This is a genomic window from Pseudoalteromonas sp. 31A1, from assembly GCF_011378815.1.
In the GTDB taxonomy this organism is placed as follows: Bacteria; Pseudomonadota; Gammaproteobacteria; order Enterobacterales; family Alteromonadaceae; genus Pseudoalteromonas; species Pseudoalteromonas arctica.
Genome location: NZ_WTKY01000012.1, coordinates 1 through 13593, shown reverse-complemented (window position 1 = coordinate 13593; position 13593 = coordinate 1). Strand labels below are relative to the sequence as shown.

The following is a 13593-nucleotide window of genomic DNA, read 5'->3' as shown; positions in this document are numbered from 1 at the left end:
TTTTATCGTGTGTTACTATTTGATCCTAAGATCGATTTAATCATGCAGCAAGAGTTTTACCCAGTAGGCTCTGAACTGCCTAAAAGTAAAACACACTGCTTCAAACTCAACCTTGAAAAAGCACGCCCTAGTATTGATAACTTAGCCCTACACCACCCCAAAATATATTTCGAAGTGTCTCGTCACCTACAAAGCGTTTTTCATCTTTATTAACTGCAATGCTATAGCTTGTATATGTGTATAAGGCTAACTGATTAAAAAGCTGATACGACAAGTTTGCAGTAAACTTTACGTTGTTAATTCCGTTGTGCCCATCATTAACATACCCCGCATTAAACCCCACGCCCGATTGAATATCTACTGATAGTAAATCGTTAATATAAAAATCTTTTTTTACTGCCAGCTCCAAAAATGTACCGCTGGCATCAAATGAATGATAAACACTACTTAACAACTGAATATCGTCTGCATAAAAATACGCAAAGTCGAGGCTTAGCTCATTATCGTGAGCATCAATGCCTTCTTCACGAGCTTTAATATAGTTATAACCTACATACATCTCTATCCGCTCAGATAAGTGAGCGGTATAAATAGCATTTAAATTAAGCTCTGAATAATCACTACTAATACCTTTTGCCGCCCAAGGGATCACCGCAAAGTTTTTATAATTAAACTCAGTAGCAATTGATGTAATACCATTACCGGCAAGGTTATCTCGACCTTCGGTTACATATCGGCTTTCCCATAATGGGTGGATATGTAAATCAAACTCTTTATTTTTATAATTTACGTCAGTATTAGTATGCTTAATATTTCCGCCTACACCCACTTCAAGCTCTTGATAGTGCTCTTGTGTTTTTGCTTGTGCGTAAGCTGTATTTACTCCCGCTAGAGTCGTAATAACAAATACATATTTTAAATAGTGAGTCATTTATTAAGTCCAAAACCATCATAAATGGTAAAAAGTGGCGCATAGTATTGTTATAAAACGTATTAGCGCAATAAATGGATGCACATTTATTGTTTTATTTATTAGATTTTAAAGTATTTACTAAGTATTACCCATAAACTACAAGTTGCAATTAGCTCGGATTTCAACCAACAAACCAAAGCTATATACGCACCGAGCAATGCTCTAGCTGGTACTTAATTTAATAGTTAAAATGATAGTTATAGTACTCACGGTGAGGTGTTCCCTATTGCAAAAACAGGAAAGTATAAGTAGGAAGTGTAAAAAAGTGCGGTAAAGGGGAAAACTATAAGCAGCAATAATTCATTAAGCTGCTTATTATTCTTAAAATAATTAACCTAATTTGTTAGCCAGTTTAGTGACTCAAATAAGCCATAACGGCAATGAGTGCAAAGTAAAAACAAAAACCGAGTAAGAAGATTAAGTCGACTCTTCTAGCTTTACTCGCTTTATAAGATGCAAAATCCTTAAACTCGCTTTTATACTGCCCAAACGTTACCACTTTTACTAGCAGCCACCCGGTCGAGTAAAACAAAAAGCTCAAACCCGTTTCAACTATTAGCCAAATAAAAATTTCAAACGCAATACTCATAATTTATATCCATTACTTTGCTATGAAAAAACTATATCAATTAGTTATTTAAATTGCAGCCGATTAAGCTAACTAAGGTGTAACAGTAAATTTCGTTAAACCTATTAGTTGTCCTGACTCAGTAATGACTTTAACTTGCCATTTACCAACAGAGTCTTTAGGAAAGTTTACCTTGTGAGTCCATGCTCTATAACCAAGTTCTCTCCCACCGTTTATATTTAACGTAATTCGATCAACCTCTTTTTTATTATGTATCCATACATGAAATATTTTTTCGTTTAAACCTCTTGGCGCTTTAACAGCCGTCCAACTATATAAACCTTGATGGTGTAGCGTATAAGAATCTAACTGCTTAATGCTCCCTACAGGCTTTTTATGCTGTAAATCAACCTCATGAGCTAACGTAATATCGGTTAATCGCAGTGCTGCCGGAGGCACGTAGCTTCTTAATTGCCAAATAGACGCGCTTAAGGCACATAAAATCACTACAAGAATAGGAAAACGCCACCAGCGTGCATTAGGCATTAAATTGTTTAAACTCGGTAGAGTAACCACTACAGCCGTTACAAGAGCTGCGGCTAAACTTTGGCTAGTAGTCAAATTTAATAAAATAGGCAGCGTAACAAGCAAAACAACGAATAAAGCAAAGTTATGAAAAACAGTAAATAACGTGCGGTTTCTGGCAAGTTTTTTGTAATAAAATGGGTCGATTACCGATATAAGTGCACACAAAGCAATGAGGGAAGTAAAAATTGCTTGAGGATGATCCCACTGCGTAACCGCTAAAAAAAATGGCAACGCAAAAAATAGGCTTTCTTGTTGCACCATTTGCAGAGCAAAACGCATTACATTAGGAGATACAGCCACACCAAATTTTTCTTCAACTTTGTCACGTAGCCAGTTATCAATAATCAGCCATAGCCAACTAACAAGCAAAAATATGGCAATAAATTGCGAAAAAGACTCTTTTCTATCTACCAGTGCAAAGCTAGCAACACCCGACAAAAATGACATCACAGCCAATAATCCAGGCCGTTTTTGCATTGCGCTTATAAATTTAGCAATTATATTTTTACAATAATCCATTTATGAGTATTTCCGTACGGGTATGTACTTTATTATTTTTATTCAGAATATGATTAGTTTAACCAAGTTTAAATGAACAGCAGATAGATGGGCTTAAAACTAGCCATTTAACAGTTGATTACAAAAACAGCGATTAAATAGCATCATCCTAAAAAGTAGGTTGTTTTTACTTATTTAAGCTCAGCGCAATTAAATAAAAGATCGGCATAGCGGTCCATTGGTACATTTATTAATTTTTGTAACGCGTGAGCTTTGGCCAGTAACTCATCTTGATTGAATGAAGGCATTGTATTATTAAAAGCAAAAACAATTTTATTGCCACCTTCAATTACAAAACTAAGAATTTTTCCTGCAAACTCTTTATCAAGCAGTTGGTCAAATACCTCTCTTTGCCCAACTTTGGTATGGCAAATATTAAGAACGAGTACACCATCAAAAGTGAGCGCATTTTTACAATCACGTAAGTATGATGATTGCACCTGATCTGATTCCATCCCTTCTGAGCTATATAAATCAGAAAAAATAACATCCGTTTTTATCTGCGTGTTTTTCATGTAGTTTGCCGCATCATCAATATGAATAAACAAACGTTCTGACACAGGAACTTCAAAATATTTTATAGCCATATCAGCAACGGCTTTACGGTATTCAACGGTATGTATAGTCAGTGCGGGAAACGCATGATAAAGACTTTTTGCTATAGAGCCCGCCCCAAGTCCCATTATCATCGCGGTTTTTAAGTGCGGTATAAAAAAAAGCGCAGCCATCATAGCTTGCGTATAAGCTAAGCTTAACCCGTTAATATTATTTAATTTGATACAGCTTTGATAAATTTTCCCGTCAAAGCTGAGAATAAGATTCTTTTTTGTTTGATATACATAAACCGGGCCATGCTCATCAGTAACTGATGCAATACAAGTGCCTTTGATATCCACGAATACTCGATAGGTGAGGTGATGAAAAATAAGTATAACTTACTTAACGTACTGACATTGTTATTAATATGATTTATAGCGCTTTTATTAATACCTAAGTGCTATGCAGTTATTAAGAAGCCTGTTTACCTTTTAATACTAGACTAGCAGAAGTAACTACTTTTATAGCTAACTTAAGCTTAAATAGTCATAACATTTACTATAAACAACGATGTAAACAGCTAAAAGCTTAGCTAATACACTGTTATAGCTATAAAAAACTTCTTTGAATATTCCTCATGTTCAACATGAATAAAGCGCATACCGAAATAAAGGAAGTCTAAACGGCTAAACACCCATCCTTTATTTCTATCGATTCATGCTTAATTGTCATCAATTACTAAGCAATCACATCTAACAATAATGATTAATGAATATGACTCATGTTTTATGTGAAATTAAACCGTTTTTCTTCATATACCAATCAACGTATAAATTACTCATCCCTTAGCGCTAAACACTATTACTAACAACTTAAAGCCGCTGGACAACAAAACCAGCTAAGTAAGTTGCAAGGCTAATAAAGCGCAGAGCATCAATCAGGTTTAAATTATAAAATTGGATATAAACACGATGAAAAAAGATTTTACATTTAATATTAAGAGCGTTTCACTCGACGAAAATTATCATCCATCAACTAATACGCGTATCACAACAAACTTTGCTAATTTAGCCAGAGGTGAATACCGCAAAGCAAACTTGCGTAACGCCTTAAACATGATTAACAACCGTTTTAATGCCCTAGCCCATTGGGATAACACCAAAGGTGAGCGTTATGCTGTTGAGCTTGAAATTGTCTCTGTTGAAATAGGTATTGAAGACGGTGGTGAAAGCTTTCCCTCAATCGAAATATTAAAAACAAATATTGTTGACCATAAAACAAATAAGCGCATTGAAGGCATTGTAGGAAATAATTTTTCATCGTATGTGCGCGACTACGACTTTAGCGTACTCCTACAAGAGCACAATAAAGGCAAGCCTCAATTTAGTATTCCTGATGACTTTGGGGTTTTACATGGCAAGCTATTTCAGTCATTCGTAAATTCGGATACATACAAACAAAACTTTAAAAAGCCACCGGTTATATGCCTAAGTGTGTCAGATAACAAAACCTACAACCGCACTGAAAACCAACATCCGGTACTTGGTGTTGAATACGAGCCAAATGAATCGTCTTTAACTGAGCAATACTTCAAAAAAATGGGCTTGCAGGTACGTTACTTTATGCCATTAAATAGCGCCGCGCCTTTAGCATTGTTTTTCTTTGGTGATTTACTTAATGATTACAGCAATCTTGAGCTTATAAGCACCATTAGTACGATGGAAACGTTTCAAAAAATCTACAGACCAGAGATTTATAATGCCAATGCAACAGCGGGTAAATCATATAAACCAAACTTAAAAAACTTGGATCATTCACTAACGCAAATTGTGTATGACCGAGAAGAGCGCGGCAAGTTAGCAAACGAGCAAGGCAAGTTTGCACAAGAGCACTTTATCAAACCATACCAAACGGTTCTTGAGCAATTCTCTAGTAGCTATCTTTCATAACACTTGATAGTAACGACCAATAACAACTAAAAATAGCGCGTTTAAAGCAACGTTTAAAATTACCTAAAATACGGCATTATTTATCATGAAAAAATTACTACCTACATCAACCGCTGGCAGTTTACCTAAGCCGTTATGGCTTGCAGAGCCAGAAACACTTTGGTCACCTTGGAAATTACAAGGTGATGAATTAATTGAAGGTAAACACGACGCCCTACGCTTGTCGTTATTCGACCAGCAACAAGCAGGCATTGATATTGTTAGCGATGGCGAGCAAACAAGGCAGCATTTTGTAACTACATTTATAGAGCACCTAAATGGCGTTGACTTTGAAAAACGCAAAACAGTAAAAATTCGTGACCGGTACGATGCAAGCGTACCCACCGTTGTGGGCCCTGTTAGCCGTCAAAAACCTGTGTTTGTCGAAGACGCTAAATTTTTACGCAAGCAAACCAAGCAACCAATAAAATGGGCATTGCCAGGCCCAATGACCATGATCGACACGCTTTACGACGACCACTATAAAAGCCGTGAAAAACTAGCGTGGGAATTTGCCATAATTCTTAATCAAGAAGCCAAAGAGCTAGAATCCGCAGGCGTTGATATCATCCAATTTGATGAGCCCGCGTTTAACGTATTTTTTGATGAAGTAAACGACTGGGGAATCGCCTGTTTAGAGCGCGCAATTGAAGGGCTTAAATGCGAAACCGCCGTGCATATTTGCTATGGCTACGGTATTAAAGCCAATACAGATTGGAAAAAAACACTAGGAAGCGAATGGCGACAGTACGAAGAAGCATTCCCTAAGCTGCAGCAATCTAATATCGATATTATTTCACTAGAGTGCCATAACTCCCATGTACCAATGGATTTGCTAGAACTTATTCGCGGTAAAAAAGTAATGGTAGGCGCTATTGATGTAGCAAACCATACTATCGAAACGCCAGAAGAAGTAGCTAATACGCTACGTAAAGCACTGCAATTTGTAGATGCCGACAAACTCTACCCGTGTACAAACTGCGGCATGGCTCCCCTACCTTACCATATTGCTAACGGCAAACTAAATGCCTTAAGTGCTGGGGCTGAAATTATAAGAAAAGAGTTATTAGAAAAGAATTAAAAAAAGAACTTGGAAAGTAGCTTTAAAACACAAATTGTAAACGATTAAAGCTGGCGCATCATGTCATGATCAAACCTATAAACATGGTGCGCTAGTTAAAATTTACTAAAGAACAAAGATTAGGTTAGATACTTAATTATTTTTTATTAAAAAGTTCTAGCCTGTTTTTTGAAAAATCGATAACAGCTTGGTATTGAATAAAAAACGGAGAGCCTAATAAGCCATGTACTCCCTTTTCACCATCTGCTACTTGTACATGGTCAAGATTAAGTGATACAAAATCAGGACTCTCAAATAAGGCATTTCCTAATTCTATTGAATGAACTTCTATATCGCCCATATCGTGATCCGAAGTCCCCAAACCTGCTGCATTCTCAACATTGAGTGTTTCTTCAATGCCAAGCTCAATAAGACATGCACGGTCTAAAACAGATGATCCAGCGGCACTATCTAAAATAAAACGTAACGATTTACCATTAATTTTAGCTTCAATAATTTGGTGGCCTGTTTGTGATATTTCAAATTCAATTATAGTTTTGCCTTCAGATAAATTCATATACGTTCCTTGTTATAAAGTTTTTAAAATCTTACTTACTATTTTCAGCTTCCCACAATTAATAGCCAAATTTTACTAGTCGCCCACCTCAGCGCGTTTTGTTATGTAACGTTTATCACCTGAGGCTCAATATTTGTTAAAACATGAATGATTTCATTTGTAGTCATTACTGAATAATGAAACAGCTTATTGTTGTTTAAACTGAAAGTATTCGTTTTAGTTTGAGCATACTCCAATAAGCTTGAATCAGAATATACGCCGATGACGCCCAAATCACGGTTTTGATGATAGTCATGAAAATGGCTACTTTCATCATAAGTTTCGAATAAAACGGTATTTGTAAACACAACCATAAACCTTACGGGAGCATCATCTTCTAAATAAGTGATAATGTTCAGTGTTAGTAACCCATCCACATACGATAATTTGTCTAAGCTCCAGTCTTGGTAATTATTTGTGACTTCATCGATGGCAGTATTCATTGAATTACCTAACGAGCCTGTAGATTAACTCGTTTTTTATTTGTTTTTATTGATAAATAAACCATAGCTGAGTTCCTATTTTGGTTCAATCGATTACTGTATTTTTACGCAGAATATAAAGAAGTGTTTACTGTTGGTTTTAATTGGCGTTTTGAAAAGGATTACTGGTGTTTATGTGCAAAATTTAGGATGGGTGCCTTTGTTATTTCCTCTAAGAAAAGAACTAGATAAGTAAAGTCGGGTCTAAATCTACATACGCCCTACGATGAATCAACTTACCTAACTACATTGAAAAGTAAGGGATCACCGCTGTTAAAATTTGCGATGGAAAGAGAGCTTTAGCGCTTGCTGTCCACCTCAGGCCGTGTTGTTATATGTAGATTAATTCAAGTCTATTTCAGGGTGCTCTTTAATCCCGTACATTTTTTCCATTATTTTTAAGTAAAAATCTAAAGAGGGCATCTTCATTTCTTCACGCAGTTTATCTACATTAGTTTCATCTTCTATGGGGCTAAACACAACTTTACCTTCACTCACGTCAGCTTGAGTACCATAGATTTGTTTCTTTCCTTGTGCAATAAGAACTCTATCAGTTAAAAGAGCAACTTGTTGTCCGCTAACACCTTCGCCATTCAAATATGATTGCTTTAAATAAGGAAGCATTTTTACTTTAAATGCAACATCAGGTGAATGCTGAATGACTAAAAATGCTGCTCCAACTCCTTTAACTCCAACTAAATCTTTTGTTACCCAATGATGCTTTTTAATGATAGCTTTAAGTTTTCCTGTATTACTTTCATCTATTTTCATCATTTGTTCTAGGAGTGCTTTGGGCGGGTTTTGCCATCCAACTTTTCCTATTTTGTTTCGAATATGTTGATCTTCAATTTCCATTTCAATTAGTTCTTTTTGCAGAGGAAGGTTAATTTCGGCAAAAGAATAAAAAGGTATTAGCAACAGTAAAAATAGGTAACGCATCAACTGAACTCTCCTTGTACATATAACGCCTCAAACAGAGGCTAAAAATTGTTGGGCAAAATAGCGAGGCTCGAGTAATGGCCAGCTGTTTTTAGTCCTACTGCTTTGCCTTGTTAAGTATACTTTAACGCAAAACCAGATATATAAATAATGTTGAAAATAAACCTTTTGAAAAAAGTATTAATCCAAACGATTTGGGATTTTTTGTACGGTTTACCATAAAGCCTTTAATATCTATTTGACCAAATTTAAAAGCAATAACATTATGAATAATCCAATGACCTGACAGAGCAAGTATTGCAACACTTGCCACTGAATCCCCATAACCTTCGACTTGCGGTGTTACAAATACTGCTACAAGAATAATCATTAAAAAGAATATGAGTGATATTTTATACGCTTTCTCATAACTCAATTTTGTACACCTAACGAGCCTGTAGATTAACTCGTTTTTTTATTTATTTTTATTGATAAATAGACCATAGCTGAGTTCCTATTTTGGTTCAATCTATTAGTGTTTTTCATAAAATTTAGGATGGGTGTCATGTTTATCTTTATTAGTATGGGTGTCATACTAATTATTAATCACCACCAGTTGTATAATCATGTGATGACCTAATATTTGGACCTTTACTCTTAGTAAACGGATCATCTTGACTCCGATAAAAGATCCATAAAGCTAGCGCCCCAACAAATGGTATCAGCCATACAATAAATATTTGCGCACCTTTTTGAAAGGTTTCCAAATCATCACGACGCACCAGAAATATTGAAACAATAATATTGAGTAGAATCGCAATACCTGCGACTAAGTACCAAATTTCAAATTCCAATTTAAAGCTCCCTTGATATATAACGAAAATACAAACTTGACAGCCACCTTAATCGAACAAACAAAACTGTGCCACTAAATTTGCCATTCCGGTTCAGAATTTATCTTTTATTGCTGGGTCACTTTATTTCATCCGTTAAATAAGTCATTAGCATGCTTAAACCTGAATTACACGCATAAAAATAACTGCAAAATTCCAGTTTTAACTTTTACTGAATGTTTTACTGAGTAGCTTAAGTATTATGCGAGTAGCTTTTCGCAGTTGCTAATATTTGATCGCTGTTTCCGCTTTAAATTTTCACAGTAACTTGCTTGTGAAGTGGGCCTACCTACTGCACCATGGAATACGCGCGTAAATTGCGTGGTGAGTTTTAACCAGTTTTCGGGGGATATATTAAGTCTTTCTAGCAAAGGAACGATTAAACAGGACAGCCACTCTAATTGTACAAATAGTATTGTGTCATTAAATTTACTTTTTTGACCAAGAATTCACCTGTTTTTATATTATTATTCACAAAGCACACATTAAATAAGTCATTATCACTCTTAAACCTAAATTACGCGCATGAAAGTGACTGCATAAGGCAGTTGTGGTTTATTACTGAGTAGCTTAAGTTTTATGCGAGTAGCTTTTCGCAGTTGCTAATATTTGATCGCCGTTTCCGCTTTAAGTTTTCACAGTAACTTGCTTGTGAAGTGGGCCTACCTACTGCACCATGGAATGCGCGCGTAAATTGCGTAGTCAGTTTTAACCAGTTTTCTGGGGATATATTTAACCTTCCAGGCAAAGAAAGGTTCATATTATCAATATACCCGCGTTTATCCTCTCGTATTATTCGCCCTGTTAGCTCAACAAGTTCAAGGTACGATTTAAGCTCAAACGGTAACCCTTTAGGCATAATCTGACGTGGCATACCTGCAAAACGCAGTAACTGTTTAGGCTGTTTACCTTCTGCCGCACATGTTAAGCGCTTTTGTACGCTGGTATGGTCTGACTCTTCTGGTGTGTTAGCCATTTTAGCTCTAATGGGATTTAAATCGACATAGGCCATACAGGCTGCAAGTGCTGCTTCATCAAGAAGTGCTTGTGACCTGAAGCGCCCCTCCCACAAAGTTGTATGGAACAACTTTGAACGCCTTAGGCGGCCCGAAGGGTGAGCGCCATGGATGGCAGCGAATAAAATCGTCCTGTGCAGTTATCTTCTTTATTTGCTCTGCGCGCAATGTCTTCATTTAATAACCGCATAAACCAGCTGATACTTGATAAGCGTTCGCGGTATTGTTTTACTGTTTGATTAAAAAAGATAAGTTCCGCTTTACTTAGCTTTTCACCCTGTATGTATTTTTGTGTAAGTACTGTGCCTTTACAGAGTTTATGCCAGCGAATAACAATCGCTTTATCATTCAGCCTGTTTGATTTCTTATCATCTACATACAGTATTAAATGGGTGTGATTACTCATTACGGCATAAGCAGCTACGTCAATACAAAACACTTTTGCTAACACAAGTAGTTTATCTTCAACCCAGCCTCTACGATGCTCGTAAGATTGACCAGTAAAACGGTCTTCACCACACAAAAATGCTCGACGAACACACCGTGAAATACAATGGTAGTATTTTGTATCAACCAAACTTACTTGACGCTTTCTTGCAATCGCCACAAGACACCCTGCTCGTTTTTTGCACTAAATAAAGGCTAACCTCTAACTTCGAAAAGTGCAAAATTTAGTATGGGTGTCTTGTTGATTCTTTTTAATTTCTTTTAGAGTGGGTGTCTTGTTAATTTCTATGCGCTTGTTAGGTGCAAATTTTAATACTGCCCTTTTAGCCATCTTTTTGCTGTGATTTTTTCAAGCTTTCGTCTGTACTTTTTTGGTGAAAACTCTTCTACAATACCATTCATAACATCGAAAATATCTGCTGATATAATTGTTCCAATAGCATGAATTGTTTCATGCCTATTCAAGCCTTGTCTCATGAGTCTTGCGAAAGTTTCTGGTATTAATTCAACCTTCATAGCTAATTGATTTTCAACTATTACATGAATTGATGAATGTACACTTAAAGCATCCTCGGTTAATTCGTGATCTAAACCAATATGGAAATCATGAACTAATTCAATTCTTGTAGCTTCATCTAGGGCTAACCAGTTTTCGGGTTCTACTGCTTTATTGGGATTATATGTATCCATGTTGCCTCGAATGCATGAGTTGTCTTTGCACCTAACGAGCCTGTAGATTAACTCGTTTTTTATTTGTTTTTATTGATAAATAAACCATAGCTGAGTTCCTATTTTGATTCAATTGATTACTGTATTTTTACGCAGAATATAAAGAAGTGTTTGCTGTTGGTTTTAATTGGCGTTTTGGAAAGGATTACTGGTGTTTATGTGCAAAATTTAGGTTGGGTGTCTTTGTTATTTTCGTCTACATACAGTACTAAGTGCGTGTGGTTACTCATTACGGCATAAGCAGCTACGTCAATACAAAACACTTTTGCTAACATAAGTAGTTTATCTTCAACCCAGCCTCTACGATGCTCGTAAGACTTCCCAGTAAAGTGGTCTTCACCACACAAAAATGCACGACGAACACACCGTGAAATACAATGGTAGTATTTTGTATCAACCAAACTTACTTGACGCTTTCTTGCAATCGCCATAAGACACCCTGCTCGTTTTTTGCACTAAACAAAGGCTAGCCTCTAACTTCGAAAAGAGCAAAATTTAGTGTGGGTGTCTTGTTTAATTTGTGACAAGCATTAACAAAACTACTAAATAGAATAAAAAATATAAAACTTAATTTATACACCCAAACCTTCCCTGAAATATAACGAGCCTGTAGATTAACTCGTTTTTTATTTGTTTTTATTGATAAACAAACCATAGCTGAGTTCCTATTTTGGTTCAATCGATTACTGTATTTTTACGCAGCATATAAAGAAGTGTTTGGTGTTGTTTAAATTGGCGTTTTGGAAGGGATTACGAGTGGTTGAGTGGCTTTTATTTAGGTTAAAAGGGCTTCCCCTTCTTAATGCATCGTGTTTTGCAGTTTTTCTATATTATGAACAAGGCAATACAGTTGCCATTGCGTATTAACTTTCGTTTGACCCCGTAAGGTCAATTTATTCATGCCCTTGTTGACGGTAATATTGCCGAACACGGGTTCAATACAGCCTAATCGCTTACTGTATTGTCGTCGTCCGATTGGGCTGTCTATTTTTACTTTCATCTTATCGACATAGCTCAGCTTTTTGCGTGATTCATTATTTATAAACTGTACTTGTCGCCCCGTTTTAATGGGTGGCTTTCGCATGCATTGTTGTTGTAGTGGGCAGGTTTTACAGTCTCTTAAATAACCACAGAATCGCGTGTATTGTTGGTTATAGCTGTTTACATTGACCCCGCTTCTCCACATGGCATTGCCTGCAGGGCAGCGGCATGTTTGCGTTGCCTCATCATAATGAAAATCGTCTGAGGTAAATAACCGAGGCTTGCCTTTGCTGCGTTTTAGTCGGCGCTTTTCTTGCTCAGTTTCGTATGTTTCGCTGGCTTTAAACAGCGGATTTCGTTTTCTAAATTGGTTATCCGCAATGTAGGTATCAAACCCGCTTTGCGCCATAAACTCAAGATTTGCTTCGCTGTTAAAACCACTGTCTGCGGTGAACTTAATCGTGTGATCGTCTTTGGGTTTGTCAGTGTTCAATTTATCGAGCTGTTGTTTTAATTGCTTAACAGCTGGCTGTAGGGTTTGTTGCTCACCCACTGAGCCCCACGCTTGTGCTTGCAGGATAATTTGATGTTTATCATCGTTTATCGCGATGCCATTGTAGCCTTGAATTGTCCCTTTTGAGGTCGTCATCTTCGCACTATCTGGGTCAGTGATATTACTTTTAACAGGCTTGCCTTTACTGCCTGTTTTCTCTTCGTGAGTGGCTAAAAACTCGGTGATTTTATCTGCACTTTTATCCAGCTTTTCTTTTTGTTTTAAGTCCTGAGTTATCAACTCTTCGCCCAGCCCATCTTGTGATTGGTGGCGTTCAATAATACGTTTGCTTGCGCGTTCTAGTTTTGCTTTTTTGCGACCTAACTCATCGAATGTGCCACTCCACTCTTTACTCGCATTGGACTTTAATTTACACCCATCAATGGCAAACATGTTGCGGCCTATCAAGCCTTCTTCATCACATATCATCAGCACTTGCGTAAAAAGCGGCTCAATCTGTTCATGCATTTTAGACACAAAACCCGCTATAGATGTGTAATGCGGCTGGATATCACCCGACACACTCATAAATAAAATGTTCGTCTCACACGCTTTAGCAATTCGACGGCTACTGATCAATCCATGTGCATAGCCCAATAAAATAATCTTTAGCATTACCGAAGGCGGATACGCAGCAGCGCCTGTTTTGTCGTTGTTATACCACGCGTCAAAGCCCGATAAGTCGA

General features: G+C 36.8%; 13 protein-coding genes and 3 pseudogenes. 2 read left to right on the top strand and 14 right to left on the bottom strand.

Translation table 11 applies throughout. From position 1 onward, the window contains the following. Positions 1-127: 127 nt before the first annotated feature. The 4 genes from GQR52_RS12025 to GQR52_RS12010 all read right to left on the bottom strand — a co-directional run bounded on the left by GQR52_RS12025 (position 128) and on the right by GQR52_RS12010 (position 3583). Positions 128-931: a hypothetical protein gene (locus GQR52_RS12025; protein ID WP_165728606.1), complete on the bottom strand. Its 804-nt coding sequence runs from the start codon at positions 929-931 to the stop codon at positions 128-130. A gap of 394 nt (positions 932-1325) precedes the next feature. Beyond that, positions 1326-1562, bottom strand: a complete 237-nt coding sequence (locus tag GQR52_RS12020) for a hypothetical protein (RefSeq protein ID WP_165728605.1) — start codon at positions 1560-1562, stop codon at positions 1326-1328. Between the two features lie 72 nt (positions 1563-1634). Continuing rightward, complete coding sequence (locus tag GQR52_RS12015; RefSeq protein WP_165728604.1) at positions 1635-2648, bottom strand: DUF5924 family protein; 1014 nt, start codon at positions 2646-2648, stop codon at positions 1635-1637. A 170-nt stretch (positions 2649-2818) separates the two neighbouring features. Continuing rightward, the gene (locus GQR52_RS12010; protein WP_165728603.1) at positions 2819-3583 is read right to left on the bottom strand and encodes an ATP-binding protein; all 765 of its coding nucleotides are present in this window, start codon (positions 3581-3583) and stop codon (positions 2819-2821) included. Between the two features lie 612 nt (positions 3584-4195). On the opposite strand from GQR52_RS12010, the gene GQR52_RS12005 reads away from it, so the two are divergent. Further along, entirely contained in the window at positions 4196-5173 is a 978-nt protein-coding gene (locus GQR52_RS12005) for a DUF1852 domain-containing protein (protein WP_165728602.1), read from the top strand. A gap of 85 nt (positions 5174-5258) precedes the next feature. Continuing rightward, positions 5259-6293 (top strand): methionine synthase, encoded by a 1035-nt coding sequence (locus GQR52_RS12000; RefSeq protein ID WP_165728601.1) that lies wholly within the window; start codon positions 5259-5261, stop codon positions 6291-6293. 136 nt (positions 6294-6429) lie between these two features. Here GQR52_RS12000 and GQR52_RS11995 read toward each other — a convergent pair whose 3' ends face one another. From GQR52_RS11995 to GQR52_RS11950, 10 genes and pseudogenes are all read right to left on the bottom strand, one after another. Then, positions 6430-6849: a retropepsin-like aspartic protease gene (locus tag GQR52_RS11995; protein WP_165728600.1), complete on the bottom strand. Its 420-nt coding sequence runs from the start codon at positions 6847-6849 to the stop codon at positions 6430-6432. A 101-nt stretch (positions 6850-6950) separates the two neighbouring features. Next, positions 6951-7331, bottom strand: coding sequence for a hypothetical protein (locus GQR52_RS11990; RefSeq protein WP_165728599.1), 381 nt, complete (start codon positions 7329-7331; stop codon positions 6951-6953). Between the two features lie 381 nt (positions 7332-7712). Continuing rightward, positions 7713-8309, bottom strand: a complete 597-nt coding sequence (locus GQR52_RS11985; protein WP_165728598.1) for a DUF6624 domain-containing protein — start codon at positions 8307-8309, stop codon at positions 7713-7715. A gap of 124 nt (positions 8310-8433) precedes the next feature. Then, positions 8434-8724: a hypothetical protein gene (locus tag GQR52_RS11980; protein ID WP_231609578.1), complete on the bottom strand. Its 291-nt coding sequence runs from the start codon at positions 8722-8724 to the stop codon at positions 8434-8436. Positions 8725-8890: 166 nt separating this feature from the next. After that, positions 8891-9142, bottom strand: a complete 252-nt coding sequence (locus GQR52_RS11975; RefSeq protein WP_165728597.1) for a hypothetical protein — start codon at positions 9140-9142, stop codon at positions 8891-8893. Between the two features lie 239 nt (positions 9143-9381). Further along, positions 9382-9558: pseudogene (locus GQR52_RS20550) on the bottom strand (transposase); the annotation flags it as partial. A gap of 200 nt (positions 9559-9758) precedes the next feature. Then, a pseudogene (locus tag GQR52_RS11965) lies at positions 9759-10804 on the bottom strand (transposase). Between the two features lie 149 nt (positions 10805-10953). Further along, on the bottom strand, positions 10954-11334 hold the full coding sequence (locus GQR52_RS11960) for a hypothetical protein (RefSeq protein ID WP_165728596.1): 381 nt from the start codon (positions 11332-11334) through the stop codon (positions 10954-10956). A 233-nt stretch (positions 11335-11567) separates the two neighbouring features. After that, positions 11568-11804: pseudogene (locus GQR52_RS11955) on the bottom strand (Mobile element protein); the annotation flags it as partial. 368 nt (positions 11805-12172) lie between these two features. Continuing rightward, the coding region (locus tag GQR52_RS11950; RefSeq protein ID WP_165728595.1) for a transposase at positions 12173-13593 on the bottom strand (1421 nt) is incomplete at its 5' end.